Source organism: Acidovorax sp. Root267 (assembly GCF_001429215.1).
Taxonomy (GTDB): Bacteria; Pseudomonadota; Gammaproteobacteria; order Burkholderiales; family Burkholderiaceae_C; genus Acidovorax; species Acidovorax radicis.
This window is the reverse complement of sequence record NZ_LMJC01000030.1, coordinates 257,672-279,139: the sequence shown is the minus strand read 5'-3', so window position 1 is coordinate 279,139 and position 21,468 is coordinate 257,672. Positions and strand designations below refer to the sequence as shown.

The window sequence follows — 21,468 nt, the reverse complement described above, 5'->3', positions numbered from 1 at the left end:
AGTTCCACGGTGGCGCTGGCCCTGAGGCTCGCCGGTTTCGACGGCTTGGGGTGGTGAGCAGCGACCGGTGAACTGTTAACTTCGTACCGACATTTTTCTCATGCACGATCCGAACTGCCTTTTCTGCAAGATCATCGCGGGCCAGATTCCTTCGAAGAAGGTTTATGAAGACGAAGAAATTTTCGCCTTCCACGACATCCACCCCTGGGCGCCGGTGCACTTTCTGATGGTTCCCAAGCTGCATATCCCTTCGATGGCGCAGGTCACCGCAGAGCATGCGGGGGTTCTGGGGCGCATGATGGCGCTGGCGCCCCAGCTGGCTTTGGAGCAAGGCTGCAACCCGTACCCGGAAGGTGGCTTTCGCGTCGTGGTAAACACGGGGCTTGAAGGTGGGCAGGAAATCCACCACCTGCATGTCCACGTGATGGGTGGCCCCCGCCCGTGGCTCAAAGGCTGAACCAGGCTGACAGGCGCCGCAGATAGTTGTACGAAGGCATGCCGCCGCCGTGAACTCCTGCCTTGCCCCCCGTCTAAAATGATTGCAATTCGTTAGGAGATATTTCATGGGCTCTTTTTCCATCTGGCACTGGCTGATCGTGCTGCTGATCGTCGTCATGGTGTTCGGCACCAAGAAGCTCAAGAACATGGGTTCTGATCTCGGAGGCGCCGTCAAGGGCTTCAAGGACGGCATGAAGGACGGTTCGGCCGATGCGGCAGCCACCACCACACCACCCGCAGGCCAGGTTGCCAACAACCCGGCGGCTGACAAGACCACCATCGATGTCGAAGCCAAGCAAAAGAGCTGAGCGGGCCGTTCCGGCTGGCACCCGCACGCTTTGCGCTTGACCCATGATTGATATTGGCCTGTCCAAGATGGCGCTGATCGGCGCGGTGGCACTCATTGTCATCGGGCCCGAAAAGCTCCCCCGCGTGGCCCGCACGGTGGGCACGCTGCTGGGCAAGGCCCAGCGCTACGTGTCCGACGTGAAAGCCGAGGTCAACCGGTCCATGGAGCTCGATGAGCTCAAGAAGATGAAGGACACGGTGGAGAGCGCCGCACGCGATGTGCAGAACTCCATCCAGACCAGCGCCAGCGAGTTCGAGAAAGACTGGGCGGCCGCCACGGACACCAGCAACAGCGACCTGCATGGATCGCAGGCTGCCGTGGTGCCCGCCTACAAGCACCCCGGCAAGAACTGGCGCCTCAAGCGGGGCGCGGTGCCCCAGTGGTACAAGGCCCGAAGCGGTGTGCGCACCAAGGCCCAGTCCGGTGCGGCCCGTGTGGCACGTTTCCGTCCCCGTAAATTCCACTGATGCAGCAGCCACCAGCGCCCCGCGCGCTGCATGGGCGGCCCTGACGCCCACGAAAACCCAACATGTCCGAAACCCCTTCCCAAGAAGACGAGCTGGCCGGTACCGAGCAGCCGTTTGTGCAGCACCTGATGGAGCTGCGCGACCGGCTGGTCAAGGCCATCATTGCCATCGCCATCGCGGCGGCGATCCTGTTCTTCTTCCCCGGCCCAGGCGCGCTGTATGACTTTCTGGCGGCGCCGCTGGTGGCGCACCTGCCCAAGGGCGCCACGCTGATCGCCACATCGGTGATCTCGCCGTTCATGGTGCCGCTCAAGATTTTGCTGATGTCGGCCTTTTTGCTGGCGCTGCCGTTTGTGCTGTGGCAGGTGTGGGCCTTCGTGGCACCAGGCCTGTATTCGCACGAGAAGAAGCTGGTGCTGCCGCTGGTGGTCTCCAGCACGCTGCTGTTCTTCATCGGGGTGGCGTTTTGCTACTACCTGGTGTTCGGCCAGGTGTTTGCCTTTATCCAGAGCTTTGCCCCCAAGAGCATCACGGCCGCGCCAGACATCGAGGCTTACCTGAGTTTCGTGCTGTCGATGTTCCTTGCGTTTGGCCTGTCTTTTGAGGTGCCGATTGCCGTGGTGGTGCTGGCGCGCATGGGCATCGTGAGCGTGCAGAAGCTGCGTGAATTCCGTGGCTATTTCATCGTGATCGCGTTTGTGATCGCCGCCGTCGTCACGCCGCCCGATGTGGTTTCGCAGCTGTCGCTGGCCGTGCCCATGTGCCTGCTGTACGAGGTGGGCATCTGGGCAGCGCAGATCTTCATCAAGCACACCAAGGCGCCGGAAGATGCCGATGAAGTGGCTTCCAACCCCTGAATGTGAAAATTTTGGGTATTGATGGACTCTGGCGCTTGCTGGATAAGCGCTAACAGCTATATTTTTGATAGCCGACGGGTTGCATCAGCAACCGTGCCGCCCTGTTCTGCGCGCAGCCCCTAGAAACTGGCGCGTGCCCAATACCAGTGCCACTGCGGAGCCGGCTCCGCCGGGCCGCTGGAGGCGTCCCCCTTTGGGGGAAGATGCGCAGCGGCTCAGGGGGCTTACCGTTTCACATTGCGCTGGGGCCGGGGGCGCACCCCGGGGTTGATGCTCAGCTCCACGATCTTTTCGCCACGCTGCACGTTGAACGGCGCCGCAGTGCCGGGTTTCAGCGCGGCCACGGCGGTCAGCAGCTCGGACACATTGCCCACGTTCCTGCCTTCCACGCGCACGATCACATCGCCGGGCCGCATGCCGGCCTGGGCTGCGGGGCCGTCCTGCAGCACGCCGGTGATGATCACGCCCTCTGTGGCTTTCACACCAAAGGTCTCGGCCAGTTCGGGCGAGAGTTCGTTGGGCTCCACACCGATCCAGCCGCGCGTGACCTGTCCATCCTTCACGATGCCGTCCAGCACCATGCGGGCCGTGGACACGGGGATTGCAAAGCCGATGCCCATGCTGCCGCCCGAGCGCGAGTAGATGGCGGTGTTGATGCCCATGAGGTTGCCGTTCACATCCACCAGCGCGCCGCCCGAGTTGCCAGGGTTGATGGCCGCATCGGTCTGGATGAAGTTCTCGAAGGTGTTGATCCCCAACTGCGTGCGGCCCAGTGCGCTCACGATGCCGCTGGTCACCGTCTGGCCCACACCGAACGGGTTGCCGATGGCCAGCACCTGGTCGCCCACGGCGAGCACATCCGAGTTGCCCAGCACGATGACGGGAAGCTTGTCGAGCTCGATCTTGAGGATGGCCAGATCGGTGTCTGGGTCGGTGCCGATCACGCGGGCGCGGGCGCGGCGGCTGTCGGTCAGCGTCACTTCGATTTCGTCGGCGCCTTCCACCACATGGTTATTGGTCAGGATGTAGCCATCGGGGCTCACGATCACCCCGCTGCCCAGCCCGGCCTGCGCCTGGGCACCCTGGTCGCCAAAGAAGAACTGGAACCAGGGGTCGTTGCTGCGCGGATGGCGCACGGCCTTGCTGGTATTGATGCTCACCACCGCAGGCGCCGCCTGGCGCGCCGCACCGCTGAAGCTGCCCGCCGCCGGTTGCGGGCTGGCGGTGGTGGCCGGGGCTTCCCGCAGCGCAATGCCTGCGCCGGAACGTGTGGTGGCACCCCGGCCCAGCCAGCTGGGCTGAAGGGTGGCGACAACGAAGTAGGCCGCAACGAACACCGTCACGGCCTGGGAGAACAACAGCCAGATGCGTTTCATGAAATTCTGTACAGGTGGTGGGCTGGAGAAGGGGGCGCGTCGGTGCCCGCGCCATGGTTGCCTTCCGGAGAAAAGCATTGTCTCCCAATGTGTGGGTGCGGGCCACGCGCGACAATAGCTGCATGAGCATTTCCCGCCCCGAACTTCTGCAGGCGTTTGACAGCCTGCTGCAACCCGAGCGCTTCAAGGACTATGGCCCCAATGGCCTGCAAGTGGAGGGCAAGGCCGAGATCACGCGCATCGTCAGTGGCGTGACGGCCAGCCGCGCCCTGATCGAGGCGGCCATCGCTGCCCGCACCGACGCGATCTTCGTGCACCACGGCCTGTTCTGGCGCGGGCAGGACGGCCGCGTGACGGGCTGGATGAAGCAGCGGCTGCAACTGCTGCTGGCGCATGACATCAACCTGTTTGCCTACCACCTGCCCCTGGACGCGCACCCTGAACTGGGCAACAACGCCCAGCTGGGCCGTGTGCTGGGCCTGGTGGCCGACGCGCGGTTTGGCGAGAACGATCTGGGCTTTGCCGGGCCTGCCGCGTTTGCCCATGGGCAGGCACTGGCAGACCATGCCTCGCAGGTCCTGGGCCGTGCCGTCACCTGGGTGCCGCCAGAAGGCGCCGCCGCACAGCGGCCTGTCCGCCGCGTGGCCTGGTGCACGGGTGGTGCGCAGGGCTACTTCGAGGCGGCGATTGCGGCCGGGGCGGACGTGTTCATCACGGGCGAGATTTCAGAGCCCCAGGCGCATCTGGCCCGGGAGATGGGGGTGGGCTTCATTGCTGCGGGGCACCACGCGACCGAGCGTTATGGCGCGCCTGCGGTGGCGGCGCAGGTTGCAGGGCAGTTCGGGCTGAGCCACCAGTTCATCGAGATCGACAATCCTGCCTGATGGCGGGTGGTGTGATCTCATTCGCTATTAAAACAATAGCTTGCAACGCATGTTGGTAAAGCGCTGAAGCCTTTTTCTCTGAAATAAAACTGCCATGAAGTCCTTCGCCATCACCCAGGGTGACCCTGCAGGCATCGGCCCCGAAATTGTGGCCAAGGCATTTCGCGATGCACCGGCCGATTTGGCGGGCTGCTTCGTGGTCGGCGATGTCGCCACTCTGCGGCGCGCGGCGCAGGCCATCGTGCGCCCCGGGGTGCCGATGGTGCCCGTGGCGCAGATCACCGCGCCCACCGATGTGCTGGAGGTGCCGCCCCGCTGTGTTCCGGTGCTGCAGCTGCCGGGCATTCCTGGCCCGCAACCCTGGGGTCTGGTCAGTGCCGCTGCGGGCCGCGCCGCTGCTGACAGTGTGGTCTGGGCCGCGCGGGCAGCGCTGCGGGGCGAGGTGGCGGGGCTGGTCACAGCGCCGTTGCACAAGGAGGCCTTGTCGGCCGCGGGCGTGGCGTTTCCGGGCCACACCGAGCTGCTGCAGGCTGAGGCCGCCACACACCAGGGGGTCGCGTTGGCGCAAATGCCTGTGCGCATGATGCTCGCCAGCGACGAGCTGCGCACCGTGTTGGTCAGTATCCACATGTCGCTGCGTGAGGCCATTGCCGCGGTCACCACGGACAACGTCCTGCAGACGCTGCTGATCACGCACGCCGCCCTGGTGCGCAGCCTGGGCCGGGCGCCGCGCATTGCGGTGGCGGGGCTCAATCCTCACGCGGGCGAGGGCGGGCTGTTTGGCGGCGAGGAGGCCGAGGTGATTGCGCCGGCGATGGTCGCCGCGCGCGCGCAGGGGCTGGATGTGCACGGCCCTTTTGCGCCCGACACGGTGTTCATGCGCGCGCGCAGCACGCCCCATCGTGCGGGAGAGTTTGACGTGGTCATTGCCATGTACCACGACCAGGGGCTCATCCCCGTGAAGTACCTGGGGGTGGACAAGGGGGTGAATGTGACCCTGGGCTTGCCCCTGGTGCGTACCAGCCCCGACCACGGCACCGCGTTCGACATCGCAGGGCAGGGCGTGGCCGATGCTGCGAGCCTCATCGAGGCGGTGCGCATGGCGCGGGCGCTGTGTGGGTAGTGGGCTATAGCGCTTGAATACAAAGCGCTAGCAGCTATCGATAATGTAGCAATAGGGTAGGCCATGACCCACGCTGGACGCGCGACCTAGGAAGCCCGCACGCTCTGCGTCAGTGCCACTGTGGAACCGGCTCTGCCGGGCCACCGGTGGCGGGGGAAGGCGCGCAGCCGCCTCGGGGGGGTCTTACTTTTTCAGGCTGTCCCTGATCTCGCGCAACAGCACGATGTCCTCGGCGGGTGCGGCCGGGGCTTCGGGGGCGGGCGTGGGGGCTTCGCGCTTGAGGCGGTTGATCTGCTTGATCATCATGAAGATGATGAACGCCAGAATGATGAAGTTGACGGCTACGGTCAGGAAGTTGCCGTAGGCAAACACCGGCACGCCTGCTTTTTTGAGCGCATCCAGTGTCATGGCCGTGCCTGGCGGCGCCGTGCCCAGCACCACAAAAAGGTTGGAAAAGTCGAGCTTGCCGAACACCAGCCCCACCACCGGCATGATCAGGTCGGACACCACCGAATCCACGATCTTGCCAAATGCCCCCCCAATGATCACGCCCACGGCGAGATCAATCACATTGCCCTTGACCGCGAATTCCCTGAACTCTTGCATCATCCCCATGGTGTGCTCCTTGTTTGAATGGTGATGCCGGAGTATTGCCCGGCGCGGTGCCCTGTCAAGACAGTCCCTCACTTTGAAATAACCATTTTCACTCCGCTACAATTCGCGGTTGACCCCAATCTAGCGATGTTCATCGAGGATCCCCATGAGTGACACTCCAATCGACTCCAGCAAACGGACGTGGCTGATCGCGTCCGGCTGTGCTGGTGCGGTGGGCGGCGTGGCAACCGCCGTACCTTTCGTGAGTACTTTTCAGCCCTCCGAGCGCGCCAAAGCCGCCGGGGCTGCCGTCGAGGTCGATATTTCCGCCCTCAAGCCGGGCGAGAAGCTCACCGTGGAGTGGCGCGGCAAGCCCGTCTGGATCATCAAGCGCACCCCCGAGCAGCTTGCCGAACTGCCCAAGCTCGACGGCCAGTTGGCGGACCCCAAGTCGGAGCGCAAGCCATCCGAGTTGACCCCCGAGTACGCGCGCAACGAAGCGCGTTCGATCAAGCCAGAGATTTTTGTGGGTGTGGGCATCTGCTCGCACTTGGGTTGCTCGCCCTCCGACAAGTTCCAGACCGGTGCTCAGCCTTCGCTGCCCGACGACTGGAAGGGCGGTTTCCTGTGCCCTTGCCACGGCTCCACGTTCGACATGGCTGGCCGCGTGTTCAAGAACAAGCCCGCGCCTGACAACCTTGAAGTCCCTCCGCACATGTACCTGTCCGACACGCGCCTCGTGATCGGTGAAGACAAGAAGGCTTGACGGAGAACGACATGGCCCACGAATTCAAAGAAATCTCTCCCAACGCCCCGATCAGCGCCCAGGTCACGAACTGGTTCGAAAACCGGTTCCCCACGGCCTTTGACGCCTACAAGGTGCACATGTCGGAGTATTACGCTCCGAAGAATTTCAACTTCTGGTACATCTTCGGCTCGCTGGCCCTTGTGGTGCTGGTGATCCAGATCGTGACCGGCATCTTCCTGGTCATGCACTACAAGCCCGACGCCAGTCTGGCGTTCGCTTCTGTCGAGTACATCATGCGCGATGTGCCCTGGGGTTGGCTGATCCGCTACATGCACTCCACGGGCGCTTCCGCGTTCTTCGTGGTGGTGTACCTGCACATGTTCCGGGGCCTCATCTACGGCAGCTACCGCAAGCCGCGCGAGTTGGTCTGGATCTTTGGCTGCGCGATCTTCCTGTGCCTGATGGCCGAGGCCTTCATGGGCTACCTGCTGCCCTGGGGCCAGATGTCCTACTGGGGCGCCCAGGTGATCGTGAACCTGTTCGCTGCCATCCCGTTCATCGGCCCTGACCTGGCGCTGCTGATCCGTGGCGACTACGTGGTGGGCGACGCCACGCTGAACCGCTTCTTCAGCTTCCACGTGATCGCCGTGCCGCTGGTGCTGCTGGGCCTGGTGGTGGCCCACTTGCTGGCGCTGCACGATGTCGGTTCCAACAACCCCGACGGCGTGGAAATCAAGGGCCCGCAAGCCCCCAAGGATGCCAATGGCAAGCCCCTGGATGGCGTGCCGTTCCACCCCTACTACACGGTGCATGACATCTTTGCGTTGAGCATGTTCCTGATGGCGTTCACGGCGGTGGTGTTCTTTGCCCCTGAGTTCGGTGGCTACTTCCTCGAATACAACAACTTCATCCCTGCCGATCCGCTCAAGACGCCTGCGCACATCGCACCGGTCTGGTACTTCACGCCGTTCTATTCGATGCTGCGTGCCATCACCACCGAGATGATGTACGTGCTGGTGCTGTGCGTGGTGGTCGGCGCAGGCTTTGGCATCCTCAAGGCCAAGCTGCCCAGCTTCGTCAAGGCGGGCATTGCCGTTGCGGCCATCGCGGTGATCGCGATGATGCTGTCCATCGACGCCAAATTCTGGGGCGTGGTGGTGATGGGTGGTGCCGTGATCATCCTGTTCTTCCTGCCCTGGCTGGACTACAGCCCCGTCAAGTCGATCCGCTATCGCCCTGACTGGCACAAGTACTTGTACGGCATTTTCGTGATCATCTTCCTCATCCTGGGCTACCTGGGCGTGCAGCCTCCGTCAGCTATCGGCGAGCGTGTATCGCAGGTGGGTACGCTGTTCTACTTCGGCTTCTTCCTGCTGATGCCTTGGTGGAGCCGCATCGGCAAGACCAAGCCCGTGCCCGACCGCGTGACCTTTGTGGCGCACTGAGCCTGGAGATAACAACAATGAAGAAACTCATCCTCACGCTGATCGCCGCAGTGGGTCTCGTGGCAGGTGCTGCACACGCCTCGGGTGGTGACACCATCGCCTGGGACAAGGCTCCCAACAAGACCAACGACCTGGCTTCCCTGCAAAACGGTGCCAAGGTGTTCGTCAACTATTGCCTGAGTTGCCATTCGGCTGCGTTCATGCGCTTCAACCGCCTGCGCGACATCGGTCTGACCGAGCAGCAGATCAAGGACAACCTGCTGTTCACGACCGACAAGGTCGGCGAGACCATGAAGGCCTCCATCGATCCCAAGCAGGCCAAAGAATGGTTCGGCGCCAACCCGCCCGACCTGACCGTGATCGCACGCTCGCGCGCCGGCCACGGTGGCACGGGTGCCGACTACCTCTACACCTTCCTGCGCACGTTCTACCGTGACGAGACCAAGGCCACGGGCTGGAACAACCTTGCCTTCCCAAGCGTGGGCATGCCCCATGTGCTGTGGGAAATGCAGGGCGACCGCCGCCCTGTGTTCGAAGAGCACGAAAGCCATGGCCACAAGACCCAGGTCTTTAAGGGCTGGGAGCAGGTCAAGCCAGGCTCGATGACCCCGCTGCAGTTTGACCAGACCGTGGGGGATCTTGTGAACTACCTGCAATGGATGGGTGAACCTGCCCAGAACACCCGCGTCCGAGTTGGCGTGTGGGTGCTGATCTTCCTCGGTGTTTTCACCGTCATCGCCTGGAGGTTGAATGCGGCCTTCTGGAAGGATGTGAAGTAAGCAGCACAAGCCGTCGATCCATGAGAAGGCGCCCTTCGGGGTGCCGCCGGATTGTTTGTAGAGTGGGCGCTTTGGGCTCCCACTCTTTTGATTTTTAGGAGCCTCCCACCATGATGGTGCTTTACTCGGGTACGACCTGTCCCTTCTCCCACCGCTGCCGTTTTGTCCTGTTCGAAAAGGGCATGGACTTTGAAATCCGCGATGTGGACCTGTACAACAAGCCCGAAGACATCAGTGTGATGAACCCGTACGGTCAGGTGCCTATCCTGGTCGAGCGCGACCTGATCCTGTACGAGTCGAACATCATCAACGAGTACATCGACGAGCGCTTCCCTCACCCGCAACTCATGCCTGGCGACCCGGTGGACCGCGCGCGCGTGCGTCTGTTCCTGCTCAACTTCGAGAAGGAACTGTTCGTGCATGTGAATATCCTCGAATCGCGGGCCACCAAGGGCAACGAAAAGGCGTTGGAGAAGGCGCGCGCGCACATCCGTGACCGCCTGACGCAACTGGCTCCCGTGTTCCTCAAGAACAAGTACATGCTGGGCGACAACTTCTCCATGCTCGACGTGGCGATTGCCCCGTTGCTGTGGCGCCTGGACTACTACGGCATCGATCTGTCGAAGAACGCTGCCCCACTGCTCAAGTACGCCGAGCGCATCTTCTCGCGCCCTGCCTACATTGAGGCGTTGACCCCGTCCGAGAAGGTCATGCGCAAGTAACTTGCGGCCTGCCCCATTCCCCTATTCACAGCCGTTGCCTTTCACCTCCATGACCGCACAGGAATCAACGTCCACGCGCCCGTACCTCATTCGTGCCTTGTACGAGTGGTGCACCGACAATGGGCTCACGCCCTATGTGGCGGTGCGTGTCGATGATTCCGTTCAGGTGCCGCGTGAGTATGTGAAGGATGGTGAGATTGTCCTGAACATCAGTTTTGATGCGACGAGCGCCTTGCAGTTGGGCAACGATTTCATCGAATTCAAGGCACGGTTTGGTGGCAAGCCGCGAGAGATTCTCGTGCCGGTGGGGCGTGTGATTGCTATCTATGCCCGTGAGAACGGCCAGGGCATGGCGTTCCCGCCTCCGGTGGATGTGTTGGCCGGTAGTGGGGGGGCTGGGGGCATGGCACCTGTGCTGGCTGATACCTTGGCTTCTTCCGAATCCGTGGCGGCGAGTATGGCGCCGTCGGTCCCGGAGGACCGCGTGGTTCAGTTGGTACCCACCGATGATGGCAAGAAGGATGGCGAGGAGGGCGGCGATGCGCCTCGGCCGCCCCCTGCTGCAGGCGGAGCGCGGCCGTCCCTCAAGCGGGTCAAATAACGGCTCTGGTATTTTTTGAGGCTGCTTTTTCCGCGATAAAATGCAGCCTTCGCCGGTTTAGCTCAGTTGGTAGAGCACCCGCCTTGTAAGCGGTAGGTCGTCAGTTCGATTCCGACAACCGGCACCAGTTTTCCTGGTCTCTCTCGCATTCCCTGCCCCTGGCGTAGGCCGTCAGGTTTGAACTTTCAGGCGAATCGCGTTAACCTCCCACCCCCGGCTGCGCAAATGCGCCTGCAAAGCAGGCAGCAACTGGCGTATTTTTGCCGCTGCGGCATTGCTTTTGACCAGCAGGCACCAGGAGTCCCCATCGATGGGGCCCGCCTGGATCGCTGGTCGCAGCGCTGCGGGAATCAGCATTTCAATGGCCTTGAGCCGATCACTGGAGTCGCGTGTCAGCGCTGTGAGCTTCGCCAGCGTGGGAGAGTCCTCGCTGGCCTGCTGCAGGCTGACGGCGTAGTGGCGGCGGTTCATGGTGTGCGTCTTCGGGCGTGGAGAATTCGTAGTGCATCTGATTATCACGGACGCCCGTCTGGCCCGCAGCCGGGCCATTCACTTGTCGGGGACGCGCCTGGTTCTGGCGGGGCTGGGACTGTCTCTGTGCCTCATGTTGGTCGCTGCGACGCTTTACCACTGGGTCTTTCTCAAAGGCGCGCGCGAGGGCTGGCCCATTGTCGGCTCGCTGGTGCGGCTGGTCGTCAAGGATGAGTTTGCCGAGCGGGACCGCTTCATGCGGGCCAACCTGGATGCGATGGCCCGCCGCGTGGGTGAAATGCAGGCGCGCATGGTGCAGCTGGAGTCGCTCGGTGACCGCGTGCTGGGCCTTGCAGGCATGGCCCCCGCCGATATCCAGAAGTCCGATGCCCGAGGAGGTGTGCTGGTGAGCGCCCGGAACCTGTCCATGGAGGAGTTGCAGTCCACGCTCGATGAGCTGGAGCGCCTGACCAACCAGCGCGTAGACCTGATGACCGTGCTCGAATCGCGCCTCTTCGATCAGCATATCCGCAAGAAGATGATCCCCACCCACGCACCTGTCACGGGGCGGGCGCCTGGTTCGGCCTTTGGCTGGCGTGTAGACCCTATCACCGGCCAATCGGCCTTGCACACGGGCCTGGACTTTCAGGCAGATACGGGCACACCCATCCTGGCTGCTGCCGGTGGGGTGGTGATGACGCAGGAGTATCACCCCGCCTATGGAAACATGATCGAGGTGGACCATGGCAATCAATTGGTCACACGCTATGCCCACGCGTCCCGGACGCTGGTCAAGCAGGGCGATATCGTGCGGCGAGGACAGAAGATTGCCGAGGTGGGCACCACGGGGCGCTCCACCGGGGCCCACCTTCATTTTGAGGTGCTGGTACAAGGTGTTTTCCAAGACCCGCAGAAGTTTCTGAGTGCTGGTGGCACGGCTGCGGGGGCACAGGTCGCCTCGGTCCAGCCGCGCGCATCGCCCAGCCAGTCGTCCACGCCCGCAGCGGGCAGGTAAAATCGCGGGTCCGGTGTTCACAGCCCGGGATCGCAGTGCTTGCAATCCTTGGCGATGCACCCACCTGAACTCAATTCATCTTAGGGATTTCGGTCGCTTGGCGCGCTGATTTGCAGCGGCCCGGCGGTCCTGTTCGCATGGCCACCAACTTCCTCACCAAACTATTCGGCAGCCGCAATGACCGGCTCCTCAAGCAGTACCGCAAGACGGTGACCCGCATCAATGCGATGGAGCCCGACTACGAGAAGCTGTCGGACGAGCAGCTCAAGGCCAAAACGCAGGAGTTCAAGGAGCGTGTGGCCAAGGGCGAATCGCTGGATGACATCCTGCCCGAAGCCTTTGCCGTGGTGCGAGAGGGCTCCAAGCGCATCATGAAGATGCGGCACTTTGATGTGCAGCTGCTGGGGGGCATGGCGTTGCACTTTGGCAAGATCTCCGAAATGCGGACGGGTGAGGGCAAGACCCTCACCGCCACCTTGCCCGTGTACCTCAATGCCCTGTCGGGCAAGGGCGTGCATGTTGTGACCGTCAACGACTACCTCGCCAACCGCGATGCGCAGTGGATGGGGCGCCTGTACAACTTCCTGGGCCTCACGGTGGGTATCAACCTGCCCAACATGCCGCGCGAGCAAAAGCAGGAAGCCTACCGTGCCGACATCACCTACGGCACCAACAACGAATACGGCTTCGACTACCTGCGCGACAACATGGTCTACGAAGCGCGGGACCGCGTGCAGCAGGGCTTGAACTTCGCCATCGTCGATGAGGTGGACTCGATCCTGATCGACGAGGCCCGCACGCCGCTGATCATCAGTGGTCAGGCCGAAGACCACACGGCGATGTATATCGCCATGAACAAGGTCGTGCCGCTGCTGGTGCGCCAGGAAGGCGAAGCCGACCCCCGCACGGGTGAGGGTGTGACCAAGCCGGGTGACTTCACGCTGGATGAGAAGACGCACCAGGTGTTCCTGACCGAACAGGGCCATGAGAGTGCCGAGCGCATCCTGGCCAGCCAGGGACTGATCGCCGAGGGCGCCTCGGTGTACGACCCGGCCAACATCACGCTGATGCACCACCTGTATGCCGCGCTGCGTGCCAACCACCTCTACCACCGCGACCAGCACTACGTGGTGCAAAACGGCGAAATCGTGATCGTGGACGAGTTCACCGGCCGCCTGATGTCGGGCCGCCGCTGGAGCGAAGGCCTGCACCAGGCCGTGGAAGCCAAGGAAGGCGTGAACATCCAGGCCGAGAACCAGACGCTGGCATCGATCACGTTCCAGAACTACTTCCGCCTGTACAACAAACTCGCCGGCATGACCGGTACGGCCGATACGGAAGCCTACGAGTTCCAGGAAATCTACGGCCTGGAAACCACGGTGATACCGCCCAATCGCCCCAGCCGCCGGGACGACCAGCTTGACCGCGTCTACAAGACCACGCGCGAGAAGTACGAAGCGGCCATCAAGGACATCCGTGAATGCCATGAGCGCGGCCAGCCCGTGCTGGTGGGCACGACGTCGATCGAGAATTCTGAAATCATCGACCAGCTCCTGAACAAGGAAGGCCTGCCGCACCAGGTGCTCAACGCCAAGCAGCATGCCCGCGAGGCGGACATCGTGGCCCAGGCCGGTCGTGCCGGCATGATCACCATTGCCACCAACATGGCCGGTCGTGGGACCGACATTGTGTTGGGCGGCAACATTGAAAAAGATGTGGCGGCCATCGAAGCCGATGAAGCCCTGTCAGAAGCCGAACGCGCCGACAAGGTGGCTGCGTTGCGCGAGCAGTGGAAGATCGACCACGAGAAGGTCAAGGAGCTCGGTGGCCTGCGCATCATTGCGACCGAACGCCATGAGTCGCGCCGCATCGACAATCAGCTGCGCGGCCGCTCGGGCCGCCAGGGCGACCCCGGTTCCTCACGTTTTTACCTGAGCCTGGACGATTCGCTGATGCGCATCTTCGCGGGCGACCGCGTCAAGGCGATCATGGACCGCCTGAAGATGCCCGATGGCGAGGCCATCGAAGCCGGCATTGTGACGCGCAGCATCGAGTCGGCGCAGCGCAAGGTGGAGGCCCGCAACTTCGACATCCGCAAGCAGTTGCTGGAGTACGACGATGTGTCCAACGACCAGCGCAAGGTGATCTACCAGCAGCGCAACGACATTCTGGATGCAGCCGACCTGTCGGACGTGATCGCCGCCATGCGCGAAGATTGCATGACCGATCTGGTGCGCCAGTATGTGCCCGCCGAGTCGGTGGAAGAACAGTGGGATCTTCCCGCTCTGGAGAAGGTGCTGGCCGAGGAGTGGCAGGTATCGATTGCTTTGCAGCAGGTGGTGCAGGGCGCCAGTGCCATCACCGACGACGAGATCCTGGAGAAGGTGCTGGCCGCGGCCCATGCCTCCTTTGACTCCAAAGTGGAGCAGGTCGGGCGGGAGAATTTCACGCAGTTTGAACGCATGGTGCTGTTGCAGAGCTTCGACTCCAACTGGCGTGACCACCTCTCTGCGCTGGATTACCTGCGCCAGGGAATCCACCTGCGCGGCTATGCGCAAAAGCAGCCCAAGCAGGAATACAAGCGCGAGGCCTTCGAGCTGTTCCGCCAGTTGATCGACCAGGTCAAGAACGAAGTGACCAAGATCCTCATGACCGTGCAGGTGCAGTCGCAGGAGCAGCTGGACCAGGCAGCGCAAGAGATGGAAAACCGCGGCGAAAGCATTGCCAACGTGACCTACACAGCGCCCACGGAAACCGGGGAGGTCGAAACCACGGTGGACGCTCAGACACAGAGTCTGGCGCTGCCAGAGGGCGTGCGCGTGGGCCGCAACGATCCCTGCCCTTGTGGCAGCGGCATGAAGTACAAGCAGTGCCACGGCAAACTCGCCTGATTTCCTGATCCACACAACACGGGCTTCGGCCCGTGTTTTCATTGGCGTGCCACGGTTTTCCGGATAATCGGCCGCAGTTTTTTGAGAAGGACCTCCATGCCCGTCAATCTAGTCGCCCCCGTTGCCGCCGATCTGCACCCGATAGCTGGCGTCCGCATCGGTGTTGCCGAAGCCGGTGTCCGCAAAGCCAACCGCAAGGACCTTACCGTGTTCCTGCTGGACGAGGGCGCCAGCGTGGCGGGTGTGTTCACGCAGAACCGCTTTTGCGCGGCGCCGGTGCAGATCAGCCGCGACCACCTTGCCAGTGGGCAGCCCATTCGCGCCATGCTGATCAACACTGGCAACGCGAACGCGGGCACGGGTGCGGATGGCCTGGTGCGTGCGCGCGCCACCTGCGTTGCCCTCGCGCGCCAGCTCAGCGTGGCACCCGAGCAGATCCTGCCTTTTTCCACCGGCGTGATCATGGAGCCGTTGCCCAACGACCGCATCGAGGCGGGCCTGCCCGCTGCCATTGCCGACGCGCAGACGGGCCATTGGGCACGCGCCGCCGAGGGCATCATGACCACCGACACCCTGCCCAAGGCTTTCTCGGCACAGGCGCAGATTGGTGGTGCCACCGTGTCCATCACCGGCATCAGCAAAGGCGCGGGCATGATCCGGCCCAACATGGCCACCATGCTGGGCTTTATGGCGACGGATGCCTGCGTGGCCCCTGGAGTGATGCAGCAGCTGGCCCGCGAGCTGGCCGATGGTTCGTTCAACCGTGTCACCATCGATGGCGACACCTCCACCAACGACTCGTTTGTGGTGGTGGCCACCAACAAGGCCGCGCATGCCCCCATCACCTCGCTGAACAGTGCCGAGGGCCAGGCCCTCAAGGCCGCCATGCTGGCGGTATCGCAAAAGCTCGCCCAGGCCATCGTGCGCGACGGTGAGGGCGCGACCAAGTTCATCACCGTTCAGGTAGAAGGTGGCAAGACCGGTGAAGAGTGCCGCAAGGTGGCCTACGCCATTGCCCACTCGCCGCTGGTCAAGACCGCGTTCTATGCCAGCGACCCGAACCTGGGCCGTATCCTGGCGGCGGTGGGTTACGCAGGCATCGACGACCTCGACCAGACGGGCATCGACCTGTACCTGGACGACGTGCATGTGGCCATCCAGGGCGGCCGCAACCCTGCCTACCGCGAGGAGGACGGTCAGCGCGTGATGAAGCAAAGCGAGATCACGGTGCGCGTGCTGCTGGGCCGGGGCGATGCGTCCGACACGGTGTGGACCTGCGATTTCAGCCACGAATACGTCACCATCAACGCGGACTACCGTTCGTGAACGACGCTCTTATTTTGATAGCTATTGGCGCATGATGAATAAGCGCCAGGCCCCAAAATGAATCAAAAATTCGAACATCTGATCGAGCGGGCCGAGCAATTGATCGCCCGCATCGAGTCTGTGCTGCCCCAACCCCTCGGAGCGCCGGACTGGTCCTCGTCCATTGCCTGGCGCTACCGCAAGCGCAGCAGCGGCCATGGCTCCCTGGAGCCCGTGCGCCATGTGGCTGCGATGCAACTGGCCGATCTCAAGGAGATCGGCGGGCAAAAGGAAAAGATCCAGCGCAACACCGAGCAGTTTGTGCAGGGCAAGCCCGCGAACAACGTGCTGCTGACGGGGGCGCGCGGCACCGGCAAGTCGTCGCTCATCAAAGCCTGCCTCAATGCGTACGCGGGGCAGGGCCTGCGCCTGATCGAAGTGGACAAGGCGGACCTTGTGGATCTGCCCGACATCGTGGATGTGGTGGCCGACCGGCCTGAGAAATTCATCGTCTTCTGCGATGACTTGAGCTTTGAAGATGGCGAGCCCGGCTACAAGGCGCTCAAGTCGATCCTGGATGGGTCGGTGGCCGCCGCCACGCCGAATGTGCTGATCTACGCCACCAGCAACCGGCGCCACCTGTTGCCGGAATACATGGCCGAAAACCTCACCTACACCCATACCGAAGATGGCGAAGTGCACCCCGGCGAAGTGGTGGAAGAAAAAATTTCACTGTCGGAGCGGTTTGGCCTGTGGGTGAGCTTCTACCCCTTCAGCCAGGAGGAGTACCTGACCATCGTCGCCCAGTGGCTGGCCTCCTTTGGGGTGTCCCAAGCTGCGATTGCAGCGGCCCGGGCCGAGGCGCTGGTCTGGGCACTGGAGCGTGGCTCGCGCAGTGGCCGTGTGGCCTACCAGTTTGCACGTGACTATGCGGGGCGCCACGATGGTTGATTCCGCGACCATCTCCGCGACGCCAGCTTCAACCGCTGCAGCCGCGGAGCGCAAGCACACCGAAGTGGCTGTGGGTATCCTGCTGCGGGCCGATGGCGCCATGCTGCTTTCCACACGCCCACCCGGCAAACCCTATGCCGGGTACTGGGAGTTTCCGGGCGGCAAGCTCGAAGCGGGCGAGACCGTGGAGCAGGCGCTGCGCCGCGAGCTGGTTGAAGAGCTGGGGGTGACCATCGGCGCTGCGAGCGTCTGGAAAATCACGGAGCACGACTACCCGCATGCCCTGGTGCGCCTGCACTGGTGCAAGGTCTGGGAGTGGTCGGGTGAGTTTGAAATGCGCGAAGGGCAGGCCATGGAGTGGCAGCAGATGCCGCTGACAGTGTCGCCAGTGCTGCCTGGTGCCTACCCGGTGCTGCAGTGGCTCGCTGAGGAGCGTGGCCTGGAGTATTCGCCAGAGTGAATGTAGTTTGCTATTAAATTAATAGCTATTCGCGCTTGATTAGTAAGCGCTAGGGTGCAATTTTTCTTGAAATCCCGTAGCGCCGTCCGCCAGGATCAGTGCTGCAGGCGAGGATCGCCATACGGTTCGTCGGCGGGCGGGGCCTCGGCAGGCATGCGGAAATCCTCGCTGGCCCAGGCGCCGAGGTCAATCTGCTTGCAACGCTCGCTGCAGAACGGGCGGTACACGTTGGTGGGGCTGTAGACGCTGTCACCGCCACAACTGGGGCAGGTGACGGTGCGTGCGGGTGGTTTGGTGTGCGTGGAGTGGGCCATGCTCGTCGTCATTCTCAATGTTTTTGCCTGCCGTCTACCTACCCGCCGCAGCTTATGCGCACAGGGTCAGCTCGAAGGCCGCGTCTTCATTGCAGGCATGCAGTCGGCCGTCACCCTCCAGCCGCATGAGCCGCACCGAGACAATCAGGCGGTTGCCGCTGATCTCGGGAATCAGGTTGAGGGCCGGGTCAATGCGCAGGCGCAGCAACTGAAACGTGCGGCCCTGCGGCAGGTTCTGCTGGAACTGGCCGCGCTCGGCGGCCACCTTTTGCGGCACACCCGAGTCGCGCAGCAGCTTGAGCAGCACATAGATGGATTCAGCCATCGGTGCGAGAGTCGATGCCCACTCTTCGAGGGCCTGCTGGCGGACATCCGGTGCGTGGTGTTGCCACGCATAGTAAGCCGGTAGATCAAACCCGCAGGTGCCGCCTGGAATGCCCACCCGGCTGCGAATGCTCATCAGCCAGTCGTTTTCCGTGAGCGAGTGGCCCGACTTGCCCGACTGGGTGTTGAGCGCCGTGAAGCAGCGGTCCAGCTGGGCGATGACGGCGTCCAGTGCCGCCTCAGAAATCGAGGGGTTGCCACGATAGCTGTCGAGTTGATGTTTGTGTTTCTCGATGTCCTTGAGCACATCTGACTTGAGGTCGGCCCGTGCGGCCACATCCATGATCTCGAAGATCGTGACCAGCGCAAAGTGGTGGTCGAGCGCGTGGGAGCGGGGAATCAACTCTCCCAACCGGCGAAACAACTGCTCAAGCCGCAGATAGGTTCTGAGACGCTCGTTAAAGGGATATTCGTAAAGGATCACGCTGGCGGGTTCCTGGGGGCTCAGGGAGTATTCTGACGCCGGTGGCGCACGGCATGGAGTGAAAGCACAAACGGTTTCGCTCGCATCATAGCCCGAACAGCGCAGCCACCTGCCGCGTCTGCGCGTGCAGGTCCTCCATCGAGCAATCCTTGTCATTGGCAATCACGGCGTCCGCCACCGCCCGCCGTGCCGCGCGGCTGGCCTGCGAGGCTATGATGCCCTGCACCACCTCCCGCATGAGGCCGTTGCGCTGCATGACACGCTCAATCTGGGTTTCCGCAGAACAATCCACCACCACGACCGCATCCAGCCTGCGGGTCCATCGGCTGGATTCCGCCAGCAGCGGGATGTCAAACACGATCAAGGCATGGCCGTGGTCCATGGCCTGCTGGGCCAGGGTGTTGCTGTGGAGGGTGACCAGGGGGTGCACGATGCCTTCGAGCCGGGCCCGAGCCTCGGGGTGGCTGAAGGCCAGAACGCGCATGCGTGCACGGTCCAGTGCCCCGGTGGCATCCACAAAGTCAGCCCCGAAAGTCTCCCGGATTGCATCCATGGCCGCGCCGTGTGGACCGGTGACGTCCCGGGCCAGCTGGTCTGCATCAATCAGGCTGGCACCCAGTGAGGTCAGCATGCTGCCCACCGTGCTCTTGCCGCTGCCAATGCCTCCGGTCAAGCCAAGGCGCAAGGGGCGCTTGCGCGGGTTCATCGTTCACAGTCCCAAAAGATTCAGCACGGCGCCGAGGATGGCATTGGGCCCAAACACCATGGCCGTAAATCCCGCGCCGACGAGGAAGGGGCCAAAAGGAATGTAGCCGCCTTCACGCAGGCTGCTGAAGACTTTCATCGCAATGCCGATGATTGCACCGATGACCGAAGACATCAGGATGATAGGCACCAGTGCTTGCCAGCCAAACCAGGCCCCCAGCGCCGCAAACAGCTTGAAGTCCCCATAACCCATGCCTTCCTTCCCCGTGGCCAGCTTGAATCCCCAGTAAACCAGCCAGAGTGAAAGGTACCCCGCGGCTGCTCCGAGCACCGAGGCGTACAAGGGCACCTCAATCCATTGCAGGGCAGAAGCGAGCAGTCCGGCCCAAAGCAGGGGAAGGGTGATGTCGTCAGGGAGCAGGGTGGTATCCCAGTCAATGAATGCCAAGGCAATCAGCGCTGCCGAGAAGCCGCACCAGACAAAACCCGTAGGCGTCATGCCCCAACGCTGAATACAAAGGAAGAACAGGGCCCCGGTCGCCATCTCGACCAACGGGTAGCGCACCGATATCCGTGTCTTGCACGCCGAACAGCGGCCGCGCAGAAAAAGGTAGCTCAGGACGGGGATGTTCTCGTACCACTGCACTAGGTGCCCGCACGACGGGCAGCGGGAGCGGGGAACCATAAGGTTGAACCGCTCATGGTCAGAAGGGGCAGATGGATGCACATCTTCTTGCCCGTCCAGCACCTGCGTTGCCCGCACTTCCTCAGCCCACTGGCGTTCCATCATTTTGGGAAGCCGGTAAATGACCACATTGAGAAAACTACCGATCAGAAGTCCCAATACCCCACCCAGACTCGCGTCCCACCAAGCCGCCATCTCCATTACACAACTTGACCAAGTTTGAAGATAGGAAGATACATGGAGACGACGATGCCGCCGATCAGCGTACCCAGGAACACAATGATGATGGGCTCCATCAGGCTCGATAAGCCCGCCACCATTTCATCCACTTCTGCCTCATAGAAATCGGCGGCCTTGCCCAGCATGTGGTCAATGGAGCCGGATTCTTCCCCAATGGCGCACATCTGAAGGACCATGGAGGGGAAAATATTTGCATTGCCCATGGCTGCGGTGAGGCTGGTACCTGTGGAAACTTCCTGTTGGATCTTTTCGGTCGCCATGGAGTACAAGGAATTTCCAGAGGCTCCGCCCACAGAGTCGAGCGCCTCTACGAGGGGTACTCCGGCGGCGAACATGGTGGATAGAGTGCGAGTCCAACGTGCAACACAGGATTTTTCGATCAGGGCACCAAAAATCGGAATTTTTAATAGAACCCGATCCATAAACATCTGCATTTTTTCATTTCTTTTCCAGGCTTGCATGAAAAAGAAGAAGCCGCCGCCAATCACACCAAATATCAACCACCACCATTTTACGAAAATTTCGCTGATAGCCATCACAAACAAAGTAGGTGCGGGCAAGTCCGCACCAAACGAACTGAAAACCTCCTTGAATGCTGGAATTACGAAAATCATGATCACTGTGACGACCACAAAGGCCACAATCATCACTGAGATGGGATACATTAAAGCCGATTTAATTTTTGATTTAATGGCTTCCGTTTTTTCCATGTATGTAGCCAGCCGGTCAAGGAGGGCTTCTAAAATACCGGCTGCCTCACCTGCTTCTACGAGGTTGCAATAGAGGCTGTCAAAATACATGGGATGCTTGCGGAATGCAGCATTTAACGATGTGCCTGTTTCAACATCAGAACGGATGTCATTTAGCAATTTGGTAACACTTGCGTTGGTATTGCCTCGTCCTACAATATCAAACGACTGCAGGAGAGGTACCCCTGCTTTCATCATGGTGGCAAGCTGTCGCGTGAACAAAGCGATGTCTTTGGGCTTAATTTTTTTGCCCGAGCGCATTCGGCGCTTTTTGATCTTTGTAGGGAATACCCCTTGTCGGCGCAGAGTGGCTTGCACCTGGTTCTCGCCGGAGGCTCGTACTTCGCCGCGCACTACCTTGCCATGGCGATCCTTGCCTTCCCATTCAAAAACAAAATCCTTGATATTCCGTGATGCAGCGGTTGCCATGC

The 21,468-nt window shown here is 61.9% G+C and carries 24 protein-coding genes and 1 tRNA gene; 17 read left to right on the top strand and 8 right to left on the bottom strand.

Annotated features, from left to right (window positions below):
- Nucleotides 1-100 precede the first annotated feature (100 nt).
- The 4 genes from ASE39_RS19930 to tatC all read left to right on the top strand — a co-directional run bounded on the left by ASE39_RS19930 (nt 101) and on the right by tatC (nt 2,171).
- The gene (locus ASE39_RS19930; protein ID WP_057228893.1) at nt 101-457 is read left to right on the top strand and encodes a histidine triad nucleotide-binding protein; all 357 of its coding nucleotides are present in this window, start codon (nt 101-103) and stop codon (nt 455-457) included.
- Between the two features lie 106 nt (nt 458-563).
- A complete protein-coding gene (gene tatA, locus ASE39_RS19925; RefSeq protein WP_010462059.1) occupies nt 564-806 on the top strand; it encodes a Sec-independent protein translocase subunit TatA in 243 nt (80 codons plus the stop codon).
- 43 nt (nt 807-849) lie between these two features.
- Nucleotides 850-1,314 (top strand): Sec-independent protein translocase protein TatB, encoded by a 465-nt coding sequence (gene tatB, locus ASE39_RS19920; RefSeq protein ID WP_010462057.1) that lies wholly within the window; start codon nt 850-852, stop codon nt 1,312-1,314.
- Between the two features lie 62 nt (nt 1,315-1,376).
- A complete protein-coding gene (tatC, locus tag ASE39_RS19915; protein ID WP_010462055.1) occupies nt 1,377-2,171 on the top strand; it encodes a twin-arginine translocase subunit TatC in 795 nt (264 codons plus the stop codon).
- Between the two features lie 224 nt (nt 2,172-2,395).
- Here the strand turns inward: tatC and ASE39_RS19910 are convergent, their stop codons facing one another.
- On the bottom strand, nt 2,396-3,547 hold the full coding sequence (locus tag ASE39_RS19910; RefSeq protein ID WP_010462053.1) for a trypsin-like peptidase domain-containing protein: 1,152 nt from the start codon (nt 3,545-3,547) through the stop codon (nt 2,396-2,398).
- Between the two features lie 122 nt (nt 3,548-3,669).
- On the opposite strand from ASE39_RS19910, the gene ASE39_RS19905 reads away from it, so the two are divergent.
- Nucleotides 3,670-4,431 carry a Nif3-like dinuclear metal center hexameric protein gene (locus tag ASE39_RS19905; protein WP_057272332.1) on the top strand — a complete coding sequence of 254 codons (762 nt, stop codon included), beginning with the start codon at nt 3,670-3,672 and terminating at the stop codon, nt 4,429-4,431.
- 94 nt (nt 4,432-4,525) lie between these two features.
- Nucleotides 4,526-5,554: a 4-hydroxythreonine-4-phosphate dehydrogenase PdxA gene (gene pdxA, locus ASE39_RS19900; protein ID WP_057272265.1), complete on the top strand. Its 1,029-nt coding sequence runs from the start codon at nt 4,526-4,528 to the stop codon at nt 5,552-5,554.
- A gap of 183 nt (nt 5,555-5,737) precedes the next feature.
- On the opposite strand, the gene mscL is transcribed toward pdxA, so the two are convergent.
- Entirely contained in the window at nt 5,738-6,169 is a 432-nt protein-coding gene (gene mscL, locus ASE39_RS19895; protein ID WP_057272264.1) for a large conductance mechanosensitive channel protein MscL, read from the bottom strand.
- Between the two features lie 145 nt (nt 6,170-6,314).
- On the opposite strand from mscL, the gene petA reads away from it, so the two are divergent.
- The 6 genes from petA to ASE39_RS19865 all read left to right on the top strand — a co-directional run bounded on the left by petA (nt 6,315) and on the right by ASE39_RS19865 (nt 10,570).
- Complete coding sequence (petA, locus tag ASE39_RS19890) at nt 6,315-6,914, top strand: ubiquinol-cytochrome c reductase iron-sulfur subunit (RefSeq protein WP_035197058.1); 600 nt, start codon at nt 6,315-6,317, stop codon at nt 6,912-6,914.
- An 11-nt stretch (nt 6,915-6,925) separates the two neighbouring features.
- Nucleotides 6,926-8,341, top strand: a complete 1,416-nt coding sequence (locus tag ASE39_RS19885) for a cytochrome bc complex cytochrome b subunit (protein WP_057272263.1) — start codon at nt 6,926-6,928, stop codon at nt 8,339-8,341.
- 17 nt (nt 8,342-8,358) lie between these two features.
- Nucleotides 8,359-9,120 (top strand): cytochrome c1, encoded by a 762-nt coding sequence (locus ASE39_RS19880; protein ID WP_010462043.1) that lies wholly within the window; start codon nt 8,359-8,361, stop codon nt 9,118-9,120.
- A 110-nt stretch (nt 9,121-9,230) separates the two neighbouring features.
- Nucleotides 9,231-9,842 carry a glutathione S-transferase N-terminal domain-containing protein gene (locus tag ASE39_RS19875; protein WP_007854512.1) on the top strand — a complete coding sequence of 204 codons (612 nt, stop codon included), beginning with the start codon at nt 9,231-9,233 and terminating at the stop codon, nt 9,840-9,842.
- 49 nt (nt 9,843-9,891) lie between these two features.
- Entirely contained in the window at nt 9,892-10,443 is a 552-nt protein-coding gene (locus ASE39_RS19870; RefSeq protein WP_057272262.1) for a ClpXP protease specificity-enhancing factor, read from the top strand.
- A 51-nt stretch (nt 10,444-10,494) separates the two neighbouring features.
- Nucleotides 10,495-10,570: transfer RNA gene (locus tag ASE39_RS19865), tRNA-Thr, on the top strand.
- 44 nt (nt 10,571-10,614) lie between these two features.
- Here the strand turns inward: ASE39_RS19865 and ASE39_RS19860 are convergent.
- Complete coding sequence (locus tag ASE39_RS19860; RefSeq protein ID WP_057228881.1) at nt 10,615-10,914, bottom strand: hypothetical protein; 300 nt, start codon at nt 10,912-10,914, stop codon at nt 10,615-10,617.
- Between the two features lie 31 nt (nt 10,915-10,945).
- Here ASE39_RS19860 and ASE39_RS19855 point away from each other — a divergent pair, with 31 nt between their 5' ends.
- From ASE39_RS19855 to ASE39_RS19835, 5 genes are all read left to right on the top strand, one after another.
- Nucleotides 10,946-11,929 (top strand): M23 family metallopeptidase, encoded by a 984-nt coding sequence (locus ASE39_RS19855; RefSeq protein ID WP_010462031.1) that lies wholly within the window; start codon nt 10,946-10,948, stop codon nt 11,927-11,929.
- Between the two features lie 137 nt (nt 11,930-12,066).
- Entirely contained in the window at nt 12,067-14,820 is a 2,754-nt protein-coding gene (secA, locus tag ASE39_RS19850) for a preprotein translocase subunit SecA (RefSeq protein ID WP_010462028.1), read from the top strand.
- 96 nt (nt 14,821-14,916) lie between these two features.
- Nucleotides 14,917-16,146, top strand: a complete 1,230-nt coding sequence (argJ, locus tag ASE39_RS19845) for a bifunctional glutamate N-acetyltransferase/amino-acid acetyltransferase ArgJ (RefSeq protein WP_010462027.1) — start codon at nt 14,917-14,919, stop codon at nt 16,144-16,146.
- A 57-nt stretch (nt 16,147-16,203) separates the two neighbouring features.
- The gene (locus tag ASE39_RS19840; protein WP_010462026.1) at nt 16,204-17,076 is read left to right on the top strand and encodes an ATP-binding protein; all 873 of its coding nucleotides are present in this window, start codon (nt 16,204-16,206) and stop codon (nt 17,074-17,076) included.
- A complete protein-coding gene (locus tag ASE39_RS19835; protein ID WP_050812517.1) occupies nt 17,069-17,536 on the top strand; it encodes an NUDIX domain-containing protein in 468 nt (155 codons plus the stop codon). Before ASE39_RS19840 ends, ASE39_RS19835 begins: the two co-directional genes overlap by 8 nt.
- A 95-nt stretch (nt 17,537-17,631) precedes the next feature.
- Here the strand turns inward: ASE39_RS19835 and ASE39_RS19830 are convergent, their stop codons facing one another.
- The 5 genes from ASE39_RS19830 to ASE39_RS19810 all read right to left on the bottom strand — a co-directional run bounded on the left by ASE39_RS19830 (nt 17,632) and on the right by ASE39_RS19810 (nt 21,466).
- Nucleotides 17,632-17,850, bottom strand: coding sequence for a DNA gyrase inhibitor YacG (locus tag ASE39_RS19830; protein WP_010462022.1), 219 nt, complete (start codon nt 17,848-17,850; stop codon nt 17,632-17,634).
- 52 nt (nt 17,851-17,902) lie between these two features.
- A complete protein-coding gene (zapD, locus tag ASE39_RS19825) occupies nt 17,903-18,658 on the bottom strand; it encodes a cell division protein ZapD (RefSeq protein WP_010462020.1) in 756 nt (251 codons plus the stop codon).
- An 85-nt stretch (nt 18,659-18,743) separates the two neighbouring features.
- Nucleotides 18,744-19,364, bottom strand: a complete 621-nt coding sequence (coaE, locus tag ASE39_RS19820; protein WP_057272261.1) for a dephospho-CoA kinase — start codon at nt 19,362-19,364, stop codon at nt 18,744-18,746.
- A gap of 3 nt (nt 19,365-19,367) precedes the next feature.
- Nucleotides 19,368-20,249 (bottom strand): A24 family peptidase, encoded by an 882-nt coding sequence (locus ASE39_RS19815; protein ID WP_057272260.1) that lies wholly within the window; start codon nt 20,247-20,249, stop codon nt 19,368-19,370.
- A complete protein-coding gene (locus ASE39_RS19810) occupies nt 20,249-21,466 on the bottom strand; it encodes a type II secretion system F family protein (protein WP_057272259.1) in 1,218 nt (405 codons plus the stop codon). Before ASE39_RS19810 ends, ASE39_RS19815 begins: the two co-directional genes overlap by 1 nt.
- Between the last annotated feature and the right edge of the window lie 2 nt (nt 21,467-21,468).

What these genes read in the sequence shown, in the direction of transcription:
- mscL (WP_057272264.1), bottom strand. Translation starts at nt 6,169, where the DNA reads ATGGGGATGATGCAAGAGTTCAGGGAATTCGCGGTCAAGGGCAATGTG.
- ASE39_RS19880 (WP_010462043.1), top strand. Translation starts at nt 8,359, where the DNA reads ATGAAGAAACTCATCCTCACGCTGATCGCCGCAGTGGGTCTCGTGGCA.
- argJ (WP_010462027.1), top strand. Translation starts at nt 14,917, where the DNA reads ATGCCCGTCAATCTAGTCGCCCCCGTTGCCGCCGATCTGCACCCGATA.
- ASE39_RS19860 (WP_057228881.1), bottom strand. Translation starts at nt 10,914, where the DNA reads ATGAACCGCCGCCACTACGCCGTCAGCCTGCAGCAGGCCAGCGAGGAC.
- ASE39_RS19875 (WP_007854512.1), top strand. Translation starts at nt 9,231, where the DNA reads ATGATGGTGCTTTACTCGGGTACGACCTGTCCCTTCTCCCACCGCTGC.
- coaE (WP_057272261.1), bottom strand. Translation starts at nt 19,364, where the DNA reads ATGAACCCGCGCAAGCGCCCCTTGCGCCTTGGCTTGACCGGAGGCATT.
- secA (WP_010462028.1), top strand. Translation starts at nt 12,067, where the DNA reads ATGGCCACCAACTTCCTCACCAAACTATTCGGCAGCCGCAATGACCGG.
- ASE39_RS19885 (WP_057272263.1), top strand. Translation starts at nt 6,926, where the DNA reads ATGGCCCACGAATTCAAAGAAATCTCTCCCAACGCCCCGATCAGCGCC.
- petA (WP_035197058.1), top strand. Translation starts at nt 6,315, where the DNA reads ATGAGTGACACTCCAATCGACTCCAGCAAACGGACGTGGCTGATCGCG.
- ASE39_RS19810 (WP_057272259.1), bottom strand. Translation starts at nt 21,466, where the DNA reads ATGGCAACCGCTGCATCACGGAATATCAAGGATTTTGTTTTTGAATGG.
- ASE39_RS19830 (WP_010462022.1), bottom strand. Translation starts at nt 17,850, where the DNA reads ATGGCCCACTCCACGCACACCAAACCACCCGCACGCACCGTCACCTGC.
- ASE39_RS19870 (WP_057272262.1), top strand. Translation starts at nt 9,892, where the DNA reads ATGACCGCACAGGAATCAACGTCCACGCGCCCGTACCTCATTCGTGCC.
- ASE39_RS19835 (WP_050812517.1), top strand. Translation starts at nt 17,069, where the DNA reads ATGGTTGATTCCGCGACCATCTCCGCGACGCCAGCTTCAACCGCTGCA.
- tatB (WP_010462057.1), top strand. Translation starts at nt 850, where the DNA reads ATGATTGATATTGGCCTGTCCAAGATGGCGCTGATCGGCGCGGTGGCA.
- ASE39_RS19840 (WP_010462026.1), top strand. Translation starts at nt 16,204, where the DNA reads ATGAATCAAAAATTCGAACATCTGATCGAGCGGGCCGAGCAATTGATC.
- ASE39_RS19930 (WP_057228893.1), top strand. Translation starts at nt 101, where the DNA reads ATGCACGATCCGAACTGCCTTTTCTGCAAGATCATCGCGGGCCAGATT.
- ASE39_RS19815 (WP_057272260.1), bottom strand. Translation starts at nt 20,249, where the DNA reads ATGGAGATGGCGGCTTGGTGGGACGCGAGTCTGGGTGGGGTATTGGGA.
- ASE39_RS19910 (WP_010462053.1), bottom strand. Translation starts at nt 3,547, where the DNA reads ATGAAACGCATCTGGCTGTTGTTCTCCCAGGCCGTGACGGTGTTCGTT.
- pdxA (WP_057272265.1), top strand. Translation starts at nt 4,526, where the DNA reads ATGAAGTCCTTCGCCATCACCCAGGGTGACCCTGCAGGCATCGGCCCC.
- tatC (WP_010462055.1), top strand. Translation starts at nt 1,377, where the DNA reads ATGTCCGAAACCCCTTCCCAAGAAGACGAGCTGGCCGGTACCGAGCAG.
- tatA (WP_010462059.1), top strand. Translation starts at nt 564, where the DNA reads ATGGGCTCTTTTTCCATCTGGCACTGGCTGATCGTGCTGCTGATCGTC.
- ASE39_RS19905 (WP_057272332.1), top strand. Translation starts at nt 3,670, where the DNA reads ATGAGCATTTCCCGCCCCGAACTTCTGCAGGCGTTTGACAGCCTGCTG.